Source organism: Kribbella sp. C-35, from assembly GCF_046549195.1.
In the GTDB taxonomy this organism is placed as follows: Bacteria; Actinomycetota; Actinomycetes; order Propionibacteriales; family Kribbellaceae; genus Kribbella.
In genome coordinates this window covers 230,764-253,567 of the sequence record NZ_JAJPWG010000001.1, presented here as the reverse complement: position 1 = coordinate 253,567, position 22,804 = coordinate 230,764, and the positions used below count along the sequence as shown (strand labels likewise).

Sequence of the window (22,804 nt, the reverse complement as noted above, 5' to 3'; positions counted from 1 at the left end):
GGTTGCTTAAGGCAGCCAGTCGACGATCGTGGTGACGACTGCCGGGTCCAGATGGCCGGGGACCTGGTAGTCGGCCATCGTCGACTGGCCGTGGCCCGCGAAGAACACGTGATTGTCGGCGTCGAGAATCTTGATCGTGGCGTCGGGAAGCCCTTCGCGCCACGCCGGGAGGTCGTCGGCGACGGTGACCTGGTAGTCGCGACCGCCTTGCAGGACAAGGATCGGTACGTCGAGCTTCGCGGCCGTCACGACCGGGTCGTACGCGCGCTGGTCCAGCCAGAACGACGCCGGCGCGCCGAACGGCAGGTCAGCCGCCGGAGTATCCGGGGACACGTTGTCGGCCGCGACCGCTTGCCGTTCGAAGAGGGCCACGGTCTCGGGCGAGACCACCTCAGGGTTCGTCTGCGCCAAATAACGCATGACGCGGACCGCCGCGTGCTGCATCGGCTCGGTGTCGCCGGCCATGATCACTACCCCGGCGACGAGCGGTTCCTCGGCGGCGATCCTCGGTGCGATCTTGCCGCCCATGCTGTGGCCGACGAGAACGACCCGGTCGACGTGCTCGGCGAGCAGCCGTACGGCGGCGATCCCGTGCGGGACGTACTCCGCGGTCATCGTGTAGCCCGGCTCGGCCATCGCTTCGGGCCGGTTCGCGGTGATCTTGTCGAAGCGCAGTACGGCGACGCCCTGAGTCGCCAGGCCCCACGCGAGATCCTTCAACGGCTTGTTCGGTCCACTGGACTCGTCGCGATCGAACGGACCGCCGCCGGTCAGCAGGACAGCACCTTGGCCGGTCGGTCGCGCGGGCAGCGTCAACGTGCCCGGGACGGTTCGGCCGTCCGCGTCGAGGGTGATGTCGTGTTCGGTGAAGCCGGCCGGATCGGCGTACGGCGGGGGAGTCCAAGTCATCGGCGTACCTTTCTCATGATTTGAGAAAGGTAGCATGGCGTGAGATTGTTGCGCCATGGGTCCGTTGGAACTGCTGGGACATCCGGTGCGGTTGCGGATCGTGCATGCGCTGCGCGGTGGACGGGAGCTGACGACCGCGGAGCTGGGGGAGCGGATCGCGGAGGTGTCGAAGGCGACGCTGTACCGGCACGTCGAGCTGCTCGCCGAGGGCGGCATCCTCGAGGTCGCGGAGGAGCGGCGGGTTCGTGGCGCCGTCGAGCGACGCTTCCGGTTGCGGGTCGCGCGCGCGTCGATCACGCCGGAGGAGCTTGAGCAGCTGACGGTCGAGGATCACCGGCGCGGATTCGCCGCGGCGATGGCGGCGCTGGTCGCGGAGTTCAACGCGTACGTCGAACGCGACGGGGCCGACCCGATCGCGGACCTCGTCGGCTATCGCCAGCACGGCATCTGGCTGACCGAAGCCGAACTGCACCAACTGATCGAGGGCATGCGAGCCGCGATCCTCCCGGTCCTGTCGAACGAGGCGACGCCGGCCCGCTCCCGCTATCTCCTCAGCCCGATCCTCTTCCCGACCGAAGACAACTAGTTCACGGGAGGTTGGTGGTCGGGTAGAGCTGGGTGTCGAGCGCCTCGGGGCGGTTCCGGGCCTCGATCGATTCCAGCGACTCGCCCTGTCGCCACAGTGCGCGGGCGATCTCGGCGTACGGGCGGATCGCCGTCGGGTCCCAGCTCTCGGGTTTCCAGGTCTTGGATCGCGCGAATGCCTTCGGGCAATGGAAGAACGCCTCCTCGACGTCGACGACAAGCGCGAGTCGCGGGCGGTGTGAGCGGACGATCAGGTCGTCGAAGAACGGGCCGTCCGTGACGATCCTCGCGCGACCGTTCACCCGGAGCGTCTCGGGGCGACCGGGGACGACGAAGACCAGGCCGGCGTACGGGTTCTCGAGGATGTTGCGGAAACCGTCCATCCGGCGGTTTCCGGAACGTTCCGGAATCGCGAGGGTGATCTCGTCCAGCACCTTTACGAATCCGGGTGGGTCGCCCTTCGGTGAGACGTCGCAGTGGCCGTCGGCGGACGACGTACCGACGAAGACGAGCGGCGAGCCGCCGATCCATTCGGCGTGTACGTCGCTCAGTCGCGGCTCGACCTTGTCGCGGTTGATCGGCTCCGGCGTACCGAACTGCTCGAGCTCCGCCACACTCCGCACGACAGGCAATGCATCCCACTGACCCACCACAGCTCCTCCCTGTTCGACGTCGCTGTCTAGGACGAGTCGGCCGGCTCCGGCGTGACACCTGCTTGACGCATTCCGATATGGGCATATGATTGCGGGCATGGCACGAGCAGCGACGACGTCGGACGTCTTCAACGCGATCGCCGAGCCGCAGCGCCGGGAGATCCTGGTGCTGCTACGGGCGGGTGAGCGGCCGGTGACCGAGCTGGCCCAGGAGTTGGGGATGACTCAGCCGGGGGCATCCAAACATCTGCGGGTGCTTCGGGAGGTGGGGCTGGTGCGGGATCGCAAGGCGGGTAAGCAGCGGCTGTACGGCCTGGACGCCCGCGGGCTGCGGCCGGTCCATGAGTGGGCCGGCGGGTTCGAACAGTTCTGGAACGAGAGCTTCGACCGGTTGGACGCATACGTGCAGGACTTGAAGCAGACACGGCTGGAGGAATGACCGATGGCAGGGGCAAGACAAGAAGCACCAGCGACGGCCGAGCGGGAGGTCGTCATCTCTCGGGTGATCGACGCTCCGCGGGAGTTGGTGTTCGAGGCGTTCACCGAGGTCCGGCATCTGTCGCAGTGGTGGGGACCGGACGGGTTCAGCACGACCACGCAGGCGTTCGAATTCCGGGTCGGCGGAGTGTGGGACTTCGTGATGCACGGGCCGGACGGAACGGACTACGCCGAGTGGATCACGTGGACCGAGATCGTCGTACCGGAGCGGATCGCGCTGCTGCACGGTGAATCCAGCGACGACCCGAACGCGTTCGAGTCGGTGCTGACGTTCACGCTAGACGGTGCGGCGACGCGGATCGAGATGCGCACGGTGTTCCGTACCAAGGAACTGCGTGATGAGGCGGTCGAGAAGTACGGCGCGATCGAGGGCGGACGGCAGACGCTGAGCAATCTGGCTGCTTATGTCAGCTCACGGGTAGGAGTGGAGGACTGATGGCCGGGAAGGTGTTCTTCGGTGTGTCGATGTCGCTGGACGGGTTCATCGCGCCCGACTCGCCTGAGGAATTGATGGGGAAGCAGTGGATGGAGTTGCAGCGGTGGGTCTTTCCGTTGCGGTTCTTCCGGGAGAACTTGAAGCTCGGCAAGGGCGGTGAGGAGGGGCGCGACAACGACATCGCTCGGGAGACGTACGTGCGGACTGGTGCGAGTGTGATGGGCAAGCGCATGTTCGACGCCGGGGAGCGGATGTGGCCGGAGGAGGCACCGTTTCATACGCCGGTATTCGTGGTGACGCACGAGAAACGTGACCCTTGGGAGCGGCCGGGTGGGACTACGTTCCACTTCGTCAACGACGGCATCGAGGCCGCGCTCGAGCAGGCTCGTGAAGCCGCGGGCGACCGCGACGTACGCATCGCGGGAGGGGGTGCGACGATCCTGGAGTACCTGAACGCCGGGTTGATCGACGAGTTCTCGGTCGCCTTGTCGCCGGTGCTGTTCGGTTCCGGAATCCGCTTGTTCGAGGGCGTGGACGCGAGCCGCATAGCCCTGGAGCAGGTCCACGCAGAACACTCCCCGAACGTGACACACCTGACCTACGCGGTCCGGGAGCGCTAGCGGAGGGCGGTGCCTTGGGTGTGGGTCAGGAGGGTGAGGTCTTGGCGGGTGGGGAGGGACTCCCAGTCGCCGTACGCCGTGACGCAGAAGGCGCCTGAGGTGGTGGCGCGGGTCAGGCGGGCGTCGGGGGCGAGGTTGTCGAGGGTGGCGGAGAGGTAGCCGGAGACGAACGCGTCGCCGGCGCCGATGCTGTCGACGACGGTCACCGGAAGCGCGGGGCTGTGGATCGTCTGCACCTCGGTCGGGGGTGCGTCGACGGTGTGCGCCTCGGCCGGCGTACCAGCGGTGGCTCTGGTGTGGGACCAGGCGCCTTTTCCGCCGGCTGTTACAACGACGGTGTCGACTGACTTCAGGAGGTCGGCGATCGGGTCGTTGGCGTCGGTGAGGAGATCTAGCTCGTCGTCGGATGCGAAGACGGTGTGGACGTGGGGGAGGAGTTCGCGGAGAGCAGTGGCTGCTTCGGGGCGGGTCCAGAGGCGGGCGCGGTAGTTCACGTCGAGTGAGACCTGGGCGCCTGCTGCGAAGGCCGTGCGTACGGCGGCCAGTGTCGCGGCGCGTGCTGTGTCGGAGAGCGCCGGGGTGATGCCGGTGACGTGGAGCAGGGTCGGGGCCAACGCATCGATGGCCGCGGTGGTCTCGTCGGGCGTCAACGTGGAGGCGGCCGAGCCCCGGCGGTGGTAGCTCACGCGGGTGATGTCGTGCGACGGCTGGTCGAACGCGATGAACCCGGTGAACGCGTCCTCGGAGAACCGGATCCGCGTGCCGACGTTCTCGGCGCGGAGGGTGCGCTCGATCAGCCGGCCGGGTTCGTCGTTGCCCACGGCGCTCAGCCAGGTGACGTCGTGCCCGAGCCGCGCGACGCCGATCGCCACGTTGCTCTCGGAGCCGGCGATCGAGAGATGCGCATCCCCGCCGAGCCGCATCGGGCGCGCGGTCCGCACCGACACCATCGTCTCGCCGAGCGTCAGCAAGTCCGTCATTCCACGTACTCCGTTCAATACTGCGGCCACCCGCGGAAACCCCGAGCCCCGGTCTCCGCTCCGGCCCAGTCGCATTTGCCTGGTCTACCCATCAGATGCAGGGTTCCACACCGTTGTTGAGGGTGGAGAACCCAGCATCTCGTGGGTAGACCAGGCAAATTGCCTGGTCTACCCAGCAAATGCGGCGGGATGGTGGGGCGGGGTGGTCAGGGGCGCGGGGGTTGGGTGGGTGGTGGGTTAGATGTTGAGGGCAGTGCGGAAGGTGCTGGCTCGGATGGCGAGCTCGGAGAGGGAGCCGCCGGTGCCGGCGTCGCCGAGGAGGGGGGAGCCGACGCCGACCGCGAGAGCGCCCGCGGCGAGGTACTTCGGAGCGGACACCGCGTCGATGCCACCGACCGCGATCAGCGGCGCGTCGGGGAGGGGTGCGCGGAGTTCGGAGAGGTAGCCGGGGCCGTAGACCTTGGCTGGGAAGATCTTGACGGCGGTGGCGCCGAGATCCAGCGCGGCGACCACCTCGGTGGGCGTGAGGGCGCCGCACAACAGCGGCAGGCCGAGCTCGACCGAGCGGTAGGCGCCGCGGGTGATCGCGGGCGTGACGGTGAAGTCGGCGTTGGCGGCGGCGACCTCGTCGGCCTGGGCGGCGGTGACGACGGTACCGGCGCCGATCAGGATGTTCGGGTCGTACTGCGCACGCGCCTTGGCGATCGCCTCGACGCCGCCGGGCGTGGTGAGCGAGACCTCGAGCGCCGTGATGCCGGCCTCGACGAGGGTCTGCACGCAGGCGAAGGCGGTGTCCGCCCCGTCGGCGCGGATGATCGCGAGCAGTTTCCGGCTCCGGAGTTCGGCATGCAGATCCATAATCCCCAACCTATGTGATGGATGAACACATAGGACGTCCCATGAGCTCTGGTGTGGACGCCGAATGTGTGGCTAAATTTCGAAGTAGACAACCGCCCCGTTGGTTACTTTCAGGAGGCATCCGCTCATGCCTAAGCTCAAAGCCCTGCTGACGGTCCTCGCGCTGGCCGTCCCAGCCCTGACGATCCAGCCCGCCCAAGCCGCCGTTACCCAGACGGTGCTGTTCGACAAAGGGGACGCCGGTTTCGGGTGCTACCGCATCCCCGCGATCGTGAAGACCAAGGCCGGCACGCTGCTCGCGTTCGCCGAGGCCCGCCGCGCGTGGTGCGCGGACTCCCAGGAGATCGACCTCGTCCTGCGCCGTTCCGAGGACGACGGCCGCACCTGGTCGGCGACCCAGACCGTCCTCTCCGGCACCGACACCGACCCGAACGCGGTCGCCACCCGCGGCAACGCGGCGCCGATCGTCGACTACGAGACCGGCCGGATCGTGCTGCTGAGCACGATGGACCCCGGTACGACGAGCCGTCCGCGTACGCCGTACGTGCAGGTCAGTGATGACGACGGGAAGACGTGGAGCAAGGCGAAGAACATCGGCGGCCAGATCGACGATCCGGCCTGGGGCTGGTACGCGACCGGGCCCGTGCACGGCATCCAGCTCGCCCGCGGCGCCCACGCCGGACGTCTGGTCGCGGGCACCAACTACGACAACGGCGCCGGCCAGAACGCGGGTCAACTCGTCTACAGCGACGACCATGGCGAGACGTGGCACAAGGGCGCGACCGACCTCCGCTCGGACGCCACCCCGCAGGAGATCAGCGTCGTCGAGAAGGTCGACGGCGGTGTGTACGCCGGTGCTCGCAACAACGCCGGTACGTCGGGCGCGAGCCGGATGGCCGCGGTCAGCAACGACGGCGGTCAAACGTTTTCCGCGCCGTTTGCGACCATCGCGGGCCTGACAACGCCTGTCGTTCAAGGGTCGCTGCAGCGTCTGCGAGCGGTCGATCAAGGCGACAAGTACAACCGTCTCCTGTTCGCGGCCCCGGCGGATCCCGACCGGCGCAGGTACATGACGATCCGGTCCAGCTTCGACGAAGGCAAGACCTGGCAGACCGTTGCCGAGGGCACCAGAATCACCAGCGACTGGTCGGGATACTCCGACATGGCGATCCTCGACACCGGCGAGATCGGCCTGCTGTACGAAGGCGGTACGGTCGACGCGCGCGACCAGATCCGCTTCGCCCGCTTCACCGAGAACGACATCGGTCACCCTGACGCGCCGCTCGGCGCCACGACGCCCGACGTCTCCGGCCTGCACAACGACAGCTACCTGCGCGGCGGTACCACGGCCGTGGCCGGCAAGTTCGGCCAAGCGCGAGACCTGGACGGCGTCGACGATGCGATCCAGCTCCCGTTCGCCGAATCGCTCGCGGTCGGCGCCGGTGACTTCACCGCGATGGCGTGGATCAAGTACGGCGCCAGCACCGGACCTCAGGCGATCTTCTGGGGCTACAACATCAACGAGTTCTCGCAGTTCTGGCTCCGCGCAGAGCCCGAGGACAGTCGCATCCGCGGCCTGATCACCACCGGCGGCAATACGGCGGCCGTGCAGACGACGAAGGCCTACAACGACAACGCCTGGCACCACGTCGCCCTGCAACGCAAGGCCGGCACCCTCTCGATCTGGGTCGACGGCGTGCAGGCTGCGAGCGTCACGGCCCCGGCCGGATCGGTCAGTCCGGGCCGACCCTTCAAGATGTACGTCGGGCAACGCCTGGACGGAGCGCACCACTTCGACGGCTCGATGGACGAGGTCCGGATTTACAAACGTGCTCTGACCGCGACGGAGATCAACAGCATCCGCACCGCGAACAGCACGTCGGTGCCCAACGCCGTACTCGATCTGCCGCTGGGGTGACATCAGACTGGCCTGGCGGACAGTGTCAACCGCCAGGTCAGTTCACCGCTCTCCGGCACCACGGCGGCATCGCCCGGACCGGCGGTTGCCAGGTCGAACACGCGGCCCAGCATCGGCTCGACCCCGAGACTCCGGTACGGCGCATCGTCCGGGAACCCGCCCTGGTTACGCCAGAGGGCGGTGGAGACTGGTTGCCCCGGGCAACTCAAGGTCGTCGTGAGCTCGGCGCCGCGGTCGCGGACCGAGACCGTCGGGCAGTCCACCAGAACCGCGCCGGCAGCAGTCCCGTCCGTGGGGCCGAAGGTTCCGAGTTCGAGAAGGGTCGGCCAGACAGCGGTCACCCAGGCGGTGTCGTCCGGCCAGGTCCACGGCAGCCACGGGGCAGCCTCCGGATACAGGCGGCACTCCGTCCCGGGTTGGGCGGAGATGGTTGCGCCGGGCACGCAGTCGAGGAGCGCGTGTGCGGCCCATACGAACCGATAGCCAGGGGCTGCCTCGAGGTGGTAGTCGACGGTGACGGTATCCAGGCCCGGGGTGAACGCCCGAGTCAGAATCGCGTCGTCGTAGGTCACCGTGCTGTCCCAGGGCTGGTTCCAGAGGCCGCCGTGGTCGGGGGTGCCGCGGACGGTGGGGAAGCATTCGTCGAGGCCGCCGGCGTCGATGAAGGTGGCGAGACCGGTGCGCGGACCGGTGATCAGGCCGGGTCCGGCCCAGAGCCACTCGCGCCCTGCGAGCTGAAGCGACGTCCAACGACCACCGTCGACGAGATCGACCGTTACCATTCGGCGAAGGAGCCGTCTTCGTGGGTCCAGACCGGGTTGCGCCAGGTGTGGCCGGTTCGGTCTGCGGCGCGGACGGCTTCCTCGTCGACCGTGATTCCCAAGCCGGGCAGGGGATTCCACTCCGCGTGACCGTTGACCCAGGTGAACGGCGCCGGATCCACGACGTACGACGTGAGGTCGCTTGTCACGTTGTAGTGGATGCCCCGGCTCTGCTCCTGGATCAGGAAGTTCGGCGTCGCGAACGACACCTGCAACGAAGCCGCCAACGAGATCGGTCCGAGGGGACAATGCGGCGCAAGCATGGCCCCGTGCGCATCCGCGAGTACGGCGATCCGCCGCAGCTCGGAGATCCCGCCCGCGTGCGAGACGTCGGGTTGCACGACCGCGACGCCGGCGTTCAACGGCGCCATGAAGTCGGCCCGGTGATAGAGCCGTTCACCGAGTGCGACCGGGACCGTCGAGGCCTCCACGACCGAGGACAGGTGCGCCATCTGCTCCGGCAGCACCGGCTCCTCGACGAACATCGGCTGCAGGTCCTCGACCGCGTGCAGGATCCGCCGCGCCGCCGCCACGCCGACCCGCCCGTGCAGGTCGATCGCGACGTCCCGCGAATCCCCCAGGACTGCACGAGCAGCAGCGAGCCGGTTGACGATGTCGTTGATCTCGGCAACGGACGGCGAGGCCTGGATCTGCCCGCTGGCGTTCATCTTCACGGCCGTCATCCCGGCCGCGACCTGCTCCGCGACGGACTCGCCGATCGCGGACGGTTCGTCCCCGCCGACCCACGCGTAGACGCGGACTCGATCCCGGACCCGCCCGCCGAGGAGCGCTGCGACCGGAGCCCCGTACACCTTGCCGGCGATGTCCCACAGCGCATGGTCGAGCCCGGCGACCGCGCTGCTGAGCACCGGTCCGCCGCGGTAGAACCCGCCTTTCGTCAACACTTGCCAGTGCCGCTCGATCTGCAGCGGATCCTGGCCGATCAGGTACTCCGACAGTACGTCGATCGCGGCCCGGACAACCTCGGCGCGCCCTTCGACGACCGGCTCGCCCCACCCGACGACTCCGTCGCTGGTCTCGATGCGGCAGAACAGCCACCGCGGCGGAACCAGGAAGGTCTCGATCCTCTCGATCTTCACCGGCGCCGCCGCCGGCTCGATCCGCGGACCTCGGTCAGGTCCTCGGCCGCCTTCGCGAGCAGTTCCCGCATCGCGAGCTCGGCGCCCTCGGGGTCGTGCGCGCGGACCGCGTCCACGACGCGCCGGTGACTCGGCACCGGGTCGTCCGACGGCTTCACCTTGTGCACCAGCCGGTCGCGGTCGGCGAGCCCGGTTTCCATGATCACTTCCATCTTGGTCAGCAGCTCATTGCCCGTGGCCGCAAGCAACGCACGGTGGAACGCGATGTCCGCGGCCGCCGCGGCGACGTTGTCACCTGCGGATTCCATCGCCGCGAGCGCCTCGTCGAGTGCCGCGACGTCCGCATCGTCGGCTCGCAGCGCGGCCAGCCGGGCCGCGGCCGGCTCGACGATTCCGCGCACCTCGTGCAGTTCCTCGAGCAGCTCGGGCCGGGCGTCGGCGTCCTTGAAGTGCCAGCGGATCATGTCCGCGTCGAGCAGGTTCCAGTCCGAGCGCGGCCGGACGAACGTGCCGCGCTTCTGCCGCGCGTCGACCAGTCCCTTGGCGGTCAGTACCTTCAACGCCTCGCGTACGGCGGTCAGGCTGACGCCGAGGTCGGACTGCAGTTCGGTCACGTTGATGGTCGCCCCCTCCGGGATCTGACCGGACAGGATGCGCTCCGCCATCACCTCCACGATCTGCCCGTGCAAGCCCCGCGACACCCCGCGCTGAATCCCCGTCATACCGCTCTCCCTCACGCCGAGTCCTTCGTTGCGGACCATCCGCCATCGACCACCAGGCTGGCGGCAGTCACGTACGACGCCTCGTGCGACAACAGGAACGCGACTGCCTGAGCCACCTCGTCCGGCTGCCCGAGCCGCCCGAGCGCGGTCGCCTGCGCGCTGCGCTCACGACCTTCGGCGTCGACCCGGTCCCACATCGCGGTCACGATCGGCCCCGGAAGGACGGTGTTCACCCGGATCGAGCGACCGTACTCGACCGCGAGCTGTCGTCCCAGCGAGACCAGCGCGCCCTTGGTCGCGGCGTACGCCGGATGTCCGGGCAGACCCGCGATCGCGTGCACCGAAGACACGAGTACGACGGAGCCGGCGTTCGCCACGAGGTCGTCGTACAGCGACTGGAAGCCGAGGAACGCGGCGGTCAGGTTGACGTCGAGCTGGCGTTGCCAGGCCGGCGGCGACAGCTCGTGGGCCGGTTTCACGTCGGCGAAGCCCGCGTTGCTGACCAGGCCGTCGATCGGGCCGAGCTCGTCGCGGCCGCGGGAGCGGACCTCCGCCCAGGTGTCCTGCGACGACACGTCGCCGACGACGCTGATCGCCTTGCCCGGCACGTCCTTGCAAGGATGTACGTCGACCTGCACGACCTGCGCGCCCTCGGTCAGCGCTCGCTCGGCGCAGGCCGCGCCGATTCCCGACGCAGCCCCGGTCACCACGATCACCCGCCCAGCCAGCCGCACCTGCGCCTCCTTCGATCTGCTCCTACCCAAGCACGGAGGCAGGCCGCTTCCAACGATGAACCAGTTGACCGTGTAGGAGAGTACCCGGTCAAGCGATTTGCTCGTAATTTACGAATTAATATTGACACCCGGGACGGCTCGCCGCAAGATCGTCGGCAACAAGGACCACGTACTCGACTGGCATCACCGTCGAGCAGAACTCAGGAGCGGGCATGACGGGTCTGGCAGCAGATCGGCGGACTTTCCTCAAGGGACTCGGACTGCTCGGGGCAGCGACCCTGGTACCGGGGTGCGCGACATCGACGAAGAGTCCGGGCAGTAGCAGCGGGGCGACTGGTGAGCTGGCGCTGCAGTCCAACCTCTCCAGTGAGCAGGCGAAGGCCGCGATGGAGAAACTCGTGGCCGCGTACAACAAGACCGGCGGATCCCAGGTCAAGCTGAACACGGTCGCGTCGGAGATTTTCCGGACCCAGCTCCCGACGTACCTGACATCGGCGAACCCGCCGGACGTCTACACCTGGTACGCCGGCTCGGTCGCGGACTCGTACGCGAAGAAGGACCTGTTGCTCGACGTCTCGAGCGTCTGGGAATCGATGGGCAACTACTCGAAGGCGATGCAGACGCTGTCGACGAGCAGCGCCGGGCAGAAGATCTTCGTGCCGACCAGCTACTACTGGTGGGGCATGTTCTATCGGAAGTCGAACTTCGCCAAGTGGGGCGTGACGCCGCCGAAGACCTGGGCCGAGTTCGTCGCCGTGTGCAAGACCATTCAGGGCAAGGGGATTCCGCCGATCGGGATCGGGCTCGGCGACACCCCGTGGGTCGCGTCGGCGTGGTTCGACTACCTGAACATCCGGATCAACGGCGCGCCGTTCCACCGGGAGCTACTGGCCGGCCAGGGGAACTTCACCGACCCGAAGGTGAAGGCGGTCTTCACCAAGTGGCGTGAGGTGCTGCCGTACTTCGACCCGAAGGGGAAGTCGTTCCCGTTCCAGGAGGCGACATCGGCGCTGCTCGCGGGCAAGACCGGGATGTTCCTGATCGGGACGTTCTTCGCGGACTCGGCGCCGAAGGACGCGCTGGACGACATCGACTTCTTCCAGTTCCCGATTATCGATCCCGCCGTACCGGTCGCCGAAGAGGCGCCGACGGACGGGTACTTCGCCTCGAAGAAGGTGCAGGACGTCGACGGCGTGAAGAAGTTCCTGACCTGGCTGGCGACGCCGGAGGCGCAGAACATCTACGTGCAGAGCTCGTCCGGTACGGCGATTCCCGCGAACCCGGAAGGCAAGTCGGCGGACACCGCTCTGGTGAAAAAGGGCAAGGCGATGATCGAAGGCGCCGCCGAGCTCACCCAGTTCTTCAACCGCGACTCGTCCGACGCCCTCCAGCCGACCGCGGACGCCGCCCTCACCAAGTTCCTCGACAAGCCCGACCAGATCGACAAGATCCTCAAGGACTGGCAGGCAGCCGCCGAGAAGGTCTTCAAGGCGTGACGGCTACAGCTGTGGAACCACGGAGCCGGACCGGGAACGGTCCGGCTGCCGGGTCGCGTCGTACCAAACGCTCGGGACCCCGGCGCGTGTCTCCTCTGATTCTTGCGTTTGTGTTGGTGCCGTTTGTTGTTGAGGCTGTTTGGGTGTTTTGGCCTGCTGTGCAGGGGTTTTGGTTGGCCTTGACGAGTTGGGACGGGTTGTCGGCGCCTCGGTTTGTCGGGTTCGGGAACTTCTCCGACATGGTGTCGGATCCGATCTTCCGGACGGCGTTGAAGAACACGGCGATCTGGCTCGTGCTGTTCGGCGGGTTGAGTGTGATCGGCGGGTTCGGGATGGCGCTCCTGTTGCAGCGGGAGCGCCGTGGCGTCGGGATCTACCGGGCTGCCCTGTTCACCCCGGTGGTGTTCTCGCTGGTGGTCACCGCGCTGATCTGGCGGGTGTTCTACCAGCCGGATGGACTTGTCGACACGGTGTTCCGGACCGTTGGCCTCGGCAACTTCATCCGCCCGTGGCTGGCCGACCCGGACACCGCGCTGTACGCCGTGATCGTGCCGGCCCTGTGGCGCCAGATCGGGTACGTGATGGTGCTGTACCTGGCCGGCCTGAAGGCGGTCGATCCCGCGCTCTACGAGGCCGCGAAGGTCGACGGCGCATCCGCCTGGCAGCGGACGCGGTACGTCACCATCCCGCAGCTCAAGGGCGTCAACTCCGTCGTACTGTCGGTGATCGTCATTGACTCGCTGCGGTCCTTCGACATCGTCTGGTCGATGACGAAGGGCGGGCCGTACCACTCGTCCGAGCTGCTCAGCACGTACATGTACTCGACGGCGTTCCAGTCCACCCAGCTGGGCTACGCCTCCGCGCTCGCCGTGGTGATCTTCCTGCTCGCCCTGGCCGTGATCCTCGGCTACCTGATCCGTGCCTTCCGGGAGGAAGCATGAACCGCCTGCGTACGTCGGGCTACCACGTCGCGATGGGGCTGATCTCGTTCCTGTGGGTGGCGCCGATCCTCTGGGTGATCGTGATCTCGTTCCGCAGCTTCGACGACGTCGCCGCGAACGGGCTGGGATCGCTGCCGCATTCGTTCACGTTCTCGACGTACAAGTCGGCGTGGGAGGACGCGGACGAGTTCCGGGCGCTGATCAACAGCCTGCTGGTGACGATCCCGGCCGTTCTGCTCAGTCTCGGGCTGGCGTCGGTCGCGGCGTACGGGCTGGCTCGCTACAGCATCCCGTTCCGGCGGACGATCCTGTTGCTGATGTTGATGGGGAACCTGTTGCCGCCGCAGATCCTGCTGATCCCGATCTCCCGGTTCGTGGAGCTGATCGGGTACTACGACACGCTGATCGCGCTGATCGCGGTCCATGTCGGGTTCGGGCTGGGGTTCTATACGTTCGTGCTGCACGGGTTCATGCGGGATCTGCCGCGAGAGATCCAGGAGGCGGCGACGATCGACGGGGCGGGGCCGGGTCGCATCTACTCGAGTGTGATCCTGCCGCTGACCCGTCCGGCGCTAGCGGCGCTAGGGGCGCTGTCGTTCACGTGGATCTTCAACGACCTGCTGTGGTCGATCACGGTGATCCGCTCCGGCGAGAAGATGCCGGTCACGCCGGCGCTGCTCGGGCTGCAAGGCCTGTTCGTGTCGTCGTGGAACGTGATCGCCGCCGGCACGGTGATCGCAGCGGTGCCTACGGTGGCGGTGTTCCTTCGTTTCCAGAAACACTTCGTCGGCGGGCTGGCGATCGGAGCGGTCAAGTGAGGACCTGGACCTTGCGCGGTACGACGACCTCGTACGTCGTCGGCGTACCGGATCACGGGTTGTGGGCGCAGCTGGTTGCTTGGGGTCCGCACGACGGTCTCGCGCCTGTTGAGGTTGTCGGGACGGAGCATTTCGTCCCGCGGGCTGACGTGGAGCCGCTGGAGTACGCCGTTCGTGGGGTGCGGTACACGGCACCGGTGGATCTGGTGGTGAGTGGACCGGACGGGTCCGACGAACTGCGCCCGGTCTTCGCCGAAGCATCCGTCGAAGCCTCTCGTCTTCAGTTGGTGTTCCTGGACGGGGTGCGGGGTGTGCGGCTTGTACTGCACTACCGGGTGGTTGGGGATGTGGTGGAGCGGTGGGTTTCCGTGGACAACGAGGGAACTGACGAGCTGACGCTGCATCGGCATGAGTCAGCTGGGTTTGTGGTGCCGGGTGGGAACACCGTCAAGTACTTGTGGGGCGAGTGGAACAGCGAGTTCCAGCAGGCCTCGGTGACGCTGCCGCGCGGGCGGTTCACGATCGGGAGCGCGCAGGGGATCACCGGGCACTCGTACTCGCCGTACCTGGTTGTCGATGGTGACCTGGCGTATGGCGTACAGCTTGCGTGGTCCGGGTCGTGGGAGATGTCGGCGGACGCGGACACGACCGGCCTGGTGCGGATCCAGGCAGGTCGGACGTCGTCGAGTCTGGGGTTGCGGCTCGAGCCGGGGGAGACGTGGGTGTCGCCGAAGGCCGTTGGTGCGTGCAGTGCCGAGGGCGCCGATGGGTTGGCACGGGTGTTCCACGAGTACGAGCGGGCCGCGTCGCGAAAACGTGTTCCGAAGGTGTTGTACAACTCCTGGTTCGCGACCGAGTTCGACATTCGCGCCGACCATCAGCTCGGGCTGGCGCGGCGGGCGGCGGGGATCGGCGTCGAGACGTTCGTGGTGGACGACGGGTGGTTCGTCGGACGGTCGGACGACACCGGCGGGCTGGGGGACTGGGAGGTCGATCCGGCCAAGTTCCCGAACGGGCTCGACGGCTTCATCGCCCAGCTGCGAGGGCTCGGCCTTGATTTCGGGTTGTGGATCGAGCCCGAGTCGGTCAGTCCGAAGTCGCGGCTGGCGGCCGAGCACCCGGAGTGGATCCTGCGTACGCCGGCGCGCGATCCGATCCTGATCCGCAACCAGCTCCTGCTCGATCTGAGCCGGGACGACGTAGCGGAGTTCATCTGGAGCACACTCGATCGGCTGCTCTCGTCGTACGACATCTCCTACCTGAAGTGGGACGCCAACCGGCCGCGGTTGGACAGCGGCGACCAACGCCGGGACCTCGACGGGCGCGTGGTTGCCAACCTCTACGAGATCCTCGAGAAGCTCAGGTCCCAGCACCCGGAGGTCTCCGTCGAAGGTTGTGCCGGCGGTGGTGCGCGGGTGGATCTGGGGATAGCCTCGAGGGTCGACACGTTGTGGCCCAGTGACAACACGGCTCCGCTGGATCGGCTCCGGATTCAGGAAGGCTTCCGGACCGGGTTCGCGCCGCACCTGATGAGTTCCTGGGTCACTGACGCCGAAGGTACGCACGACGGTCGTGAGCGGTCGCTCGGCTTCCGGTTCCACGTCGCGATGGCCGGCGTACTCGGGATCGGCGCGGATCTGTCGCACTGGACCGACGACCAGCTGAAGACCGCAGCACGCCATATCGAGCAGTACAAGGGTTTTCGGGAGTTGATTGCCGAAAGCAAGGTCTACGGATTGACGGCCGGCGTGCAGTACGTCGGCGCGACGCGGTCCGTGGTGTTCCTGTGGGAGACCGGCGACGGCAACGTGCGCGGTACGTTGCCGACCCGGCCGCGGCGGGTGCCGCTGGCCGGGCTGGATCCGGCGAAGAACTACCGGGTGGGCAACGAGACCTACCCGGGCAGCTACCTGCTGCAGGTCGGGGTCGCGTTCGACGACTCCGCCGACTCGCACTGCCTGGTCGTCGAGCACCTCGACTGACCCCGTTCCGCTCAACGACAGTGCTCTCTCTTGAAGGGGAAGACAGATGAGGAGATTCCTGGGTGGTGTGATCGCGGCGGCCCTGGTGGCCGGCACGATCGCGGCCATCACGACCCCGGCGGTGGCGGCCCGAGCCACCAGCACCGGTGCGGTGGCGGCTCAGGCCACCGCAACGGTGCTCAGCCCCACGCCGTACCAGGGCTGGAACACCTACTACGGACTCGGTGGCGACTTCACCGAGGACACGATCAAGTCGGTCGCGGACTCCCTGGTGAGCCGCGGCCTCGCGAAGGCCGGCTACGACATCGTCTGGCTGGACGGCGGTTGGCAGGCTGATCAGTCCCGCAGCGCCGCCGGCGATCTCGTGCCGAACCCGGCCAAGTTCCCGAACGGGTTGAAGCCGCTGGTCGACTACATCCACAGCAAGGGCCTGAAGGCAGGCATCTACACCGACGCCGGCCCGTACATCCCGGGCAAGTGCGGCCTCGGCAGCGGCGGGTACTACCAGCGCGACGCGGACCAGTTCGCCGCGTGGGGCTTCGACGCGGTCAAGGTCGACTACCTGTGCGGGATCGCGGCGGATCTGGACCCGAAGACGGTCTTCACCGAGTTCGCCCAGGCGCTGCGCAACAACGCCAGCCACCGGCCGATGATCTTCAACCTGTGCAACCCGGTGACGTCGCCGGACTGGGGCAACTACCCGGAGTCCCAGCAGTCGATCAACTCGTGGTCGTACGCGCCGGGGATCGCGCAGTCGTGGCGTACGTACACCGACGTCGGGTTCCAGGGCGACATCAAGTTCAAGGACGTCCTGCGGAACTACGACGCGAACGCGCGGCACCCGGAGGTCGTGAAGCCGGGCGCGTTCAGCGACCCGGACTACCTGGCGCCAGAGCTCGGAATGAGCGACGAGGAGTTCCGCACGCAGCTCACCCTGTGGGCGGTGGCCGCGGCGCCGCTGGTCGTCGGCAGCGACGTCCGGAAGCTCAGCGCGACCACGATCGGGATGCTGACCGATCCGGATGTGCTCGCGATCAACCAGGACAAGGCGGCCGTACAGGCCGTCCGGGTCGGCGCGGCCGGTACGACGGAAACGTGGGTCAAGCGGCTCGCTGACGGCAGCCGTGCCGTCGTACTGCTCAATCGAGGCGACAGCGCGAAGACACTCACCACCACCGCGTCGGCGGTCGGGCTGAGTGGTGATCGATTCACCTTGAAGAACGCCTGGAGCAACAAGGTGACGGACAGCGGCGGCGTGATCAGCGCGGCGGTTCCGGCGCATGGTACGGCGTTGTTCCGCGTCGCGCCGGCTCGTGGCATTCCGGGTGTTCCGCATGTGACGGCGGGCATCCCGGAGGTGACGAAGGTCGGCACGGACCCGCAGCCCGAGGGCGCGGCGCCGGTGGTCGCCGGTGGAGACCAACTCACCGTGCAGGTTGCCGTACGCAACGATGGGCTGGTGCCGGTGTTCGCGCCGGCAGTGACGGTTGCCGGTGGCACCGGGTGGACGGTGAAGCCGCTGTCGAAGGCACCTGCTCTCATCGAAGGCGGCATGCAGGCCACGTTCGCGTTCACCGTGACACTGCCGGCCGGAGCCCCGCCCGGAACCGCGAGCCTGACCGCGACCACGACGTACCAGACGATCGGGTACGGCGTGCAGAATCAGACGACTGTGCTGTCGCCGGTGGTCGTCGCGCCCGCTCCGCCGAGTGGGACGGTCCCGTTGTCGCATCACCAGTGGATCACCGCGACCAGCGGCTGGATGTCGCCGACGATCGACGAGAGTGTCGGCGGCGGCAACCCGATCAAGCTCACCGGTACGACGTACTCCACCGGAATCGGTGTCGCGTCGCCGTCGCTGATCCGGTACTACCTCGGCAAGTCGTGCTCGCGGCTGACCGGAACCGTCGGCATCGATGATGTGGTCGGCAACGTCGGTCCGGAGGGTGGTACGTCGACGTTCCAGGTCGTCGGCGACGGCAAGGTCCTGTTCGACAGCGGCACCGTCGACCGCTTCACCCCGAAGCAGTTCGACGTCGACCTGACCGGCGTACGCGTCCTGGACCTCCTCGTCGGCGACGCCGGCGACGGCGGCTACAACGACCGAGCCGACTGGGCCGCCCCAACGGCAACCTGCTGACAACCAACCCCACTTTGAGCACCACTCAACCGTTTTGGGCGACCCAAAATGGTTGGTGCGTGCTCAAAGTGGGGGGTTGGTCAGGTCCAGGGCACCTCGACCGACTGCAGCCAGGTCCAGGTGCGGTGGCGCCAGATTGGGGACTGCCTGGCGAGGCGGTCGGCGTAGTCGGGCCAGTCGGCAGCAGAGTGGGACCACGCCTTTTCGGCGGCGCCGGGGAGGCGGGGGAGGAGCAGGAGTTCGAGGTCGTCGGAGCTGGTGATCGTCTCGCACCAAATCGCGGCCTCGACGCCGGCCAGTTGATCGGGCGACGTGACGCCAGGGGTGTTCTCGACGGGGTCCCACGAGATGCCGTCGCGCAGGGTGGCCGGCCCGTAGAACTCCAGGCCCAGCCGCTTGCGGGCCTCCTCCTGCTCGGCGTCGGACGAGGCGTCACCGTGCGGGCGGTCGAAGTACACCCAGGTGGTCGGCGAGGCGATCAGGCGCGCGCCGGCGGCGAGTGCTTTCGGGGCGTCGCGCTTCGCCTTCTGCAGATGGTCGACGAGGATCGGCAACAGGTCCTCCGGCGGGACCGGCCCGTTGCCGGCGTCCATCGCGTCGACATCGATGCTGATCCAGTACTGCGCGATATCGTCCGGACCGATGGCGGCCCGGGCGATCTCCTGCCACCCGACGACGCGCTTGCCCCGGGCCCGCACCAGCGCGGCGGCCCGGTCCACGAACGCAGCGTGGTCCTCATCCGACATGCCCCACGCCTCGTCGCCGCCGATGTGCACGTACGCGCTCTGCGGGAACTGCGGGATGACCGCGTCCAGCACGTCCTCGACGAACGTCCACGTCTCAGGGCGACCGGGCTCGAGCGCGTTCAGCGGGATCGACGTTCCGTTGCCGAGGTCGATGGTGCGGAGCTCGGCCGGCGCCAGCTCCGGGTACGCCGTGAAGACCGCCGTCGTGTGCCCCGGGATGTCGATCTCGGGTACGACGGTCACGTACCGGTCGGCCGCATACGCGACGAGATCCGCCATCTCGGCCTGCGTGTAGTACCCACCGGGGCGGTCGCCAAGAGCACCGGCCGCACCCACCTCGGTCAACGCCGGCCGCGACGGTACTTCGACCCGCCACCCCTGATCGTCCGTGAGATGAAGGTGCAGCACGTTGAGCTTGTACAGCGCGAGCATGTCGATGACTCGCCGTACCTCGTCCGGCGCGTGGAACGTCCGCACCACATCGAGCGACAACCCGCGCCACGCGAACCGCGGCCCGTCGACGATCCGAGCAGCCGGCAGAACCGCCGTACCGTCCTGGAGGTTCGCGGAGATGAGCTGGCGCAGCGAGGTGAGGCCGCGGTGGATCGCTTCGGGGGTCGGGCCCCAGACGCGCACGCCCTCGCTCGTGACGTCCAGCCCGTAGCGCTCGTCGACAGCGTCGCCGTCCGCGCGCAGTCCGGCGGCAGCCGGGACGTCGTCGAGGCCGTCGTCGGCGAGCAGAACGGTGATGGCTGCCGCCGCGCTGTCCGCTGCCTGGTCCCGGAGGACCGGCGGGGTGAGTGTGAGGCCGGTGTCGAGCCGGACGTCGTTGACGAACAGTGCGGCCGGCCCGGCCACCTCCGGCGACTGTACGGCGACACCCGATTCGCCGCTGAGAGTGAAGGTGGCGTCGCTCGTGGTCGTCGTCGTGGATGCAGGGATCACGGGAAGACTCATACGACGATTCTGCGGCATTCCGGCCGCCTGAGCTGGGTACCGGGTGGCAATGGACACGCAACGGCTGCTGGAGCAGGCAGAACGCCTGTCGAAGGCGCTCACGCCCGGGGACCTCGACCATACGCTCGCACGCATCACGGCGGCGGCGGTCGAGGTGCTGCCGGAGGTGGACTATGCCAGCATGACGATCCTGCACGCCGACGGACGGCTGGAAACGGTGGCCCCGACGGACGAGTTGCTCCTCACCGTCGACGCCGCCCAGTACGCGCTGCGGGAAGGACCGTGTTACGACGCGGCGGCCGAATCCGTCCACGTCATCTCGCCGTACCTGGACAGCGATCCGCGCTTCCCGCGCTACGCCGCGACAGCGGTTGCCGCCGGGATCGAGGCACAAGCCGGTCTCCGGCTCTACGACGCCGTGAAGTCGCGAGGTGCGCTGAATCTGTACGCCCGCCGGCCGGGGGCGTTCAGCGATTTCGGCGCGCTCGGCCTGCTCTTCCAGCACCAGGCCGCGACGGCGATCGAGTACGCCCGGGAGATCCAGAACCTGCAGGAGGCCGTGCGCACGCGCGGGCTGATCGGCAACGCGGTAGGGATCGTCATGGAGCGGTATCAGCTCACCGACGATCGCGCGTTCGCCTTCCTCACCAGGCTGTCCCAGGACGGGAACACGAAGCTCCGGGTGATCGCCGAGCAGATCATCGAGGGCACCACCCTCCGCTGACTGCTGACTTCGGGTAGTTGGTTCGGCATAGTCGGAGTGTGGTGCTTGGGTTTGGTGGGGACCTGGAGTTCGACCCGGCGTTGTTCGAGGTACGGCGGGGTGGGGCCCCTGTGCCGCTGGAGCCGCAGGCGTTCGACGTGTTGGCGTATCTCGTCTCGCACCGTGATCGGGTGGTTCCGAAAGAGGAACTGATGGACAGCGTCTGGGGCGGTCGCTTCGTCAGCGAGACGGCCGTCACCAGCCGGATCAAGCAGGTACGGCGGGCGCTCGGGGACGACGGTCACAGCCAGCGGATGATCCGCACGCTGCACGGCCGCGGCTACCGGTTCGTCGCGCCGGTCGAGACGCAGTCCGGGCTGCGGCCGGCCGAGCCGATCAGGTACACGGTCAGCGACGGGCTCCACATCGCTTACCAGGTGACCGGCGGCGGCGACCTCGACATCGTGCTGGTGTCGGGTTTCATCTCGCACCTCGAGCTCGACTGGGCGGATCCCCGGCACGCGCACTTCCTGCACCGGCTCGGGTCCTTCGGGCGGCTGATCCGGTTCGACAAGCGCGGCACCGGGATGTCGGACCGGCCGTCCGGCCTCCCCGACGTCGAGACGCGGATGCACGACGTCCTCGCGGTGATGGACGCGGTCGGCTCGCGCCGGGCCGTGCTGGTCGGGTACTCCGAGGGCGGCCCGATGTCGATCCTGTGCGCGGCCGCGCACCCGGAGCGGGTGGCCGGGCTGGTCCTGTACGGCACCTACGCCAAGCGGGTGTGGTCCGAGGACTATCCGTGGGCGCGCCCCCAGGAGGAGCGGGAGGCGTACACCGAGCTCCTCGTGAGCAAGTGGGACTGGGAAGCCGACATGGTGATGCGCTGTCCGTCGGCCGACGAGCCGATGCGGCGCTGGTGGGCACAGCGGATGCGAGCGGCCGCGACACCGTCGACCGTCCGGGCGCTGATGGACATGAACTCGCTCGTGGACGTCCGGGACGCGTTACCCGCCGTCCGGGTTCCGACGCTGGTACTGCATCGGTCCGGTGACGCACTGGTCAGCATGGGTGATGCGCGGTACCTCGCGGATCGCATCCCCGGCGCGCGGTTCGAGCTCATGGAGGGCAGCGACCATTTCGTCTCCGGGAACCCGGATCAGATCCTCGACGCGATCGAGGGGTTCCTGCGCGACCTTCCCGATCCGGTTGCGCGCCCGTTGGCGCTCGCCGCGGTCGTGGCACCGGCCGGCACTCGGGCGGACGACCTGGTGGCCGGCTTGTCCGCGGCAGGTGGCCGTCGCCGCGTCGGTCCGGCCGGACGGCCGGTGGTGCTGTTCGACGGTCCGGCCACCGCGGTGCGCGCGGGGCTTGCCCAGGTGCGGGACGGCGACCGGCTCGGTGTCGCGATCGCCGAAGTACCCAAGGACGAACGCGACCTCGACGCGTACGGCGTACAGGTTGCGATCGGGCTCGCCGACGACGCACCCCCGGGGTCGGTGTGGTTGACCTCGGGGGTACGTGACCTGCTGGCCGGCTCGGGCATCGCGACGGACCCGGTCGCCGACGGCGTCTTCTGCGCGCCGCGGTGAGCTCAGGCTGTCGCGACGTCGATCGATACCGGTACGCCGTGGGTGATCACGTCGTACACCGCCGAGCGGCTGCGGGACTGCTCGACGAGGGCGCGGAGCTTCTCCGCCTCGGCGTCGCCCTTCACGTGGAACACGACGCGGATCGCCTCGTACCCGTTGCGGACCTCGGGGTCGAGCCCGAGGATGCCGAGCAGGTTGATGTCGCCTTCGACCGTCGACGTGACCTCCTCGAGGTCGATGCCCCGCGCCGACGCGATGTTGGCCAGACCCGCGGTCAGGCACGCGGCGAGGGCGTGCAGCAGGTGCTCGGCCGGGGTCGGGCCGTTGTCGCCGCCGACCAGTACCGGCGGGTGATCGGCGTCGAAGGTGAAGTCGGCGGAACGCGTGTTCTCCTGGCCGGCTCCGTAGTACCCGTTGATCGTGCCGCGGTTGTGGGTGCCGCTGATCCACCGGTTGGTGGCGCGGAACTGGAAGCGGGCGATCTCCGGCTGGGCCTTGACGGCGTCGAGCGTTGCGAACAAGGTGGCGACGTCGACTCCGTTGCGGCCCTTGCCGGTCGTGGTGTCGGTCGTGGTTGCGGTCATGGTGCTGGTCC

Annotated in this window: 22 protein-coding genes; 12 read left to right on the top strand and 10 right to left on the bottom strand. The window is 68.1% G+C overall.

Translation table 11 applies throughout. The features are described from left to right. Positions 1-6 precede the first annotated feature (6 nt). On the bottom strand, positions 7-909 hold the full coding sequence (locus tag ACLJOO_RS01270) for an alpha/beta hydrolase family protein (protein ID WP_410784891.1): 903 nt from the start codon (positions 907-909) through the stop codon (positions 7-9). A 55-nt stretch (positions 910-964) separates the two neighbouring features. Here ACLJOO_RS01270 and ACLJOO_RS01265 point away from each other — a divergent pair, with 55 nt between their 5' ends. Further along, positions 965-1,495, top strand: a complete 531-nt coding sequence (locus tag ACLJOO_RS01265) for a helix-turn-helix domain-containing protein (RefSeq protein WP_410784890.1) — start codon at positions 965-967, stop codon at positions 1,493-1,495. A gap of 1 nt (position 1,496) precedes the next feature. Here ACLJOO_RS01265 and ACLJOO_RS01260 read toward each other — a convergent pair whose 3' ends face one another. Further along, positions 1,497-2,144 (bottom strand): MSMEG_1061 family FMN-dependent PPOX-type flavoprotein, encoded by a 648-nt coding sequence (locus ACLJOO_RS01260; protein WP_410784889.1) that lies wholly within the window; start codon positions 2,142-2,144, stop codon positions 1,497-1,499. A gap of 100 nt (positions 2,145-2,244) precedes the next feature. On the opposite strand from ACLJOO_RS01260, the gene ACLJOO_RS01255 reads away from it, so the two are divergent. Genes ACLJOO_RS01255 through ACLJOO_RS01245 form a run of 3 tightly spaced genes read left to right on the top strand, consistent with a single transcriptional unit; the run spans position 2,245 to position 3,701 of the window. Beyond that, complete coding sequence (locus ACLJOO_RS01255; RefSeq protein ID WP_130383899.1) at positions 2,245-2,586, top strand: ArsR/SmtB family transcription factor; 342 nt, start codon at positions 2,245-2,247, stop codon at positions 2,584-2,586. A 3-nt stretch (positions 2,587-2,589) separates the two neighbouring features. Then, the gene (locus ACLJOO_RS01250) at positions 2,590-3,081 is read left to right on the top strand and encodes an SRPBCC family protein (protein WP_410784888.1); all 492 of its coding nucleotides are present in this window, start codon (positions 2,590-2,592) and stop codon (positions 3,079-3,081) included. After that, positions 3,081-3,701, top strand: coding sequence for a dihydrofolate reductase family protein (locus ACLJOO_RS01245; protein WP_410784887.1), 621 nt, complete (start codon positions 3,081-3,083; stop codon positions 3,699-3,701). Before ACLJOO_RS01250 ends, ACLJOO_RS01245 begins: the two co-directional genes overlap by 1 nt. On the opposite strand, the gene ACLJOO_RS01240 is transcribed toward ACLJOO_RS01245, so the two are convergent. After that, positions 3,698-4,681 (bottom strand): sugar kinase, encoded by a 984-nt coding sequence (locus tag ACLJOO_RS01240; RefSeq protein ID WP_410784886.1) that lies wholly within the window; start codon positions 4,679-4,681, stop codon positions 3,698-3,700. The two genes, ACLJOO_RS01245 and ACLJOO_RS01240, sit on opposite strands and share 4 nt — an antisense overlap. 237 nt (positions 4,682-4,918) lie before the next feature. Next, positions 4,919-5,539 (bottom strand): bifunctional 4-hydroxy-2-oxoglutarate aldolase/2-dehydro-3-deoxy-phosphogluconate aldolase, encoded by a 621-nt coding sequence (locus ACLJOO_RS01235; protein ID WP_410784885.1) that lies wholly within the window; start codon positions 5,537-5,539, stop codon positions 4,919-4,921. A gap of 127 nt (positions 5,540-5,666) precedes the next feature. Between ACLJOO_RS01235 and ACLJOO_RS01230 the strand changes: the two genes are divergently transcribed. Then, the gene (locus ACLJOO_RS01230) at positions 5,667-7,457 is read left to right on the top strand and encodes an exo-alpha-sialidase (protein ID WP_410784884.1); all 1,791 of its coding nucleotides are present in this window, start codon (positions 5,667-5,669) and stop codon (positions 7,455-7,457) included. Positions 7,458-7,459: 2 nt separating this feature from the next. Here ACLJOO_RS01230 and ACLJOO_RS01225 read toward each other — a convergent pair whose 3' ends face one another. Genes ACLJOO_RS01225 through ACLJOO_RS01210 form a run of 4 tightly spaced genes read right to left on the bottom strand, consistent with a single transcriptional unit; the run spans position 7,460 to position 10,834 of the window. Further along, positions 7,460-8,239 carry a hypothetical protein gene (locus ACLJOO_RS01225; protein WP_410784883.1) on the bottom strand — a complete coding sequence of 260 codons (780 nt, stop codon included), beginning with the start codon at positions 8,237-8,239 and terminating at the stop codon, positions 7,460-7,462. Further along, positions 8,233-9,378 (bottom strand): galactonate dehydratase, encoded by a 1,146-nt coding sequence (gene dgoD, locus ACLJOO_RS01220; protein ID WP_410784882.1) that lies wholly within the window; start codon positions 9,376-9,378, stop codon positions 8,233-8,235. Before dgoD ends, ACLJOO_RS01225 begins: the two co-directional genes overlap by 7 nt. Further along, positions 9,375-10,100, bottom strand: a complete 726-nt coding sequence (locus ACLJOO_RS01215) for a FadR/GntR family transcriptional regulator (protein WP_410784881.1) — start codon at positions 10,098-10,100, stop codon at positions 9,375-9,377. Before ACLJOO_RS01215 ends, dgoD begins: the two co-directional genes overlap by 4 nt. An 11-nt stretch (positions 10,101-10,111) precedes the next feature. Then, complete coding sequence (locus ACLJOO_RS01210) at positions 10,112-10,834, bottom strand: SDR family NAD(P)-dependent oxidoreductase (protein WP_410784880.1); 723 nt, start codon at positions 10,832-10,834, stop codon at positions 10,112-10,114. Between the two features lie 212 nt (positions 10,835-11,046). Between ACLJOO_RS01210 and ACLJOO_RS01205 the strand changes: the two genes are divergently transcribed. The 5 genes from ACLJOO_RS01205 (at position 11,047) to ACLJOO_RS01185 (ending at position 18,211) form a co-directional block, all read left to right on the top strand. Further along, positions 11,047-12,330: an ABC transporter substrate-binding protein gene (locus tag ACLJOO_RS01205; RefSeq protein ID WP_410784879.1), complete on the top strand. Its 1,284-nt coding sequence runs from the start codon at positions 11,047-11,049 to the stop codon at positions 12,328-12,330. Between the two features lie 173 nt (positions 12,331-12,503). After that, complete coding sequence (locus ACLJOO_RS01200; protein ID WP_410784878.1) at positions 12,504-13,271, top strand: carbohydrate ABC transporter permease; 768 nt, start codon at positions 12,504-12,506, stop codon at positions 13,269-13,271. Beyond that, on the top strand, positions 13,268-14,089 hold the full coding sequence (locus ACLJOO_RS01195; RefSeq protein WP_410784877.1) for a carbohydrate ABC transporter permease: 822 nt from the start codon (positions 13,268-13,270) through the stop codon (positions 14,087-14,089). The genes ACLJOO_RS01200 and ACLJOO_RS01195 overlap by 4 nt, the downstream gene beginning before the upstream one ends. Beyond that, the gene (locus ACLJOO_RS01190; protein WP_410784876.1) at positions 14,086-16,071 is read left to right on the top strand and encodes an alpha-galactosidase; all 1,986 of its coding nucleotides are present in this window, start codon (positions 14,086-14,088) and stop codon (positions 16,069-16,071) included. The genes ACLJOO_RS01195 and ACLJOO_RS01190 overlap by 4 nt, the downstream gene beginning before the upstream one ends. Positions 16,072-16,117: 46 nt before the next feature. Further along, positions 16,118-18,211, top strand: a complete 2,094-nt coding sequence (locus ACLJOO_RS01185; RefSeq protein ID WP_410784875.1) for an NPCBM/NEW2 domain-containing protein — start codon at positions 16,118-16,120, stop codon at positions 18,209-18,211. Between the two features lie 80 nt (positions 18,212-18,291). On the opposite strand, the gene ACLJOO_RS01180 is transcribed toward ACLJOO_RS01185, so the two are convergent. Next, a complete protein-coding gene (locus tag ACLJOO_RS01180; protein WP_410784874.1) occupies positions 18,292-19,914 on the bottom strand; it encodes a beta-N-acetylhexosaminidase in 1,623 nt (540 codons plus the stop codon). Positions 19,915-19,963: 49 nt separating this feature from the next. Here ACLJOO_RS01180 and ACLJOO_RS01175 point away from each other — a divergent pair, with 49 nt between their 5' ends. Beyond that, positions 19,964-20,638: a GAF and ANTAR domain-containing protein gene (locus tag ACLJOO_RS01175; protein ID WP_410784873.1), complete on the top strand. Its 675-nt coding sequence runs from the start codon at positions 19,964-19,966 to the stop codon at positions 20,636-20,638. Between the two features lie 38 nt (positions 20,639-20,676). Continuing rightward, positions 20,677-22,209 carry an alpha/beta fold hydrolase gene (locus tag ACLJOO_RS01170; protein ID WP_410784872.1) on the top strand — a complete coding sequence of 511 codons (1,533 nt, stop codon included), beginning with the start codon at positions 20,677-20,679 and terminating at the stop codon, positions 22,207-22,209. A 2-nt stretch (positions 22,210-22,211) separates the two neighbouring features. On the opposite strand, the gene ACLJOO_RS01165 is transcribed toward ACLJOO_RS01170, so the two are convergent. Continuing rightward, positions 22,212-22,793 (bottom strand): OsmC family protein, encoded by a 582-nt coding sequence (locus ACLJOO_RS01165; protein ID WP_410784871.1) that lies wholly within the window; start codon positions 22,791-22,793, stop codon positions 22,212-22,214. Positions 22,794-22,804: the final 11 nt, after the last annotated feature.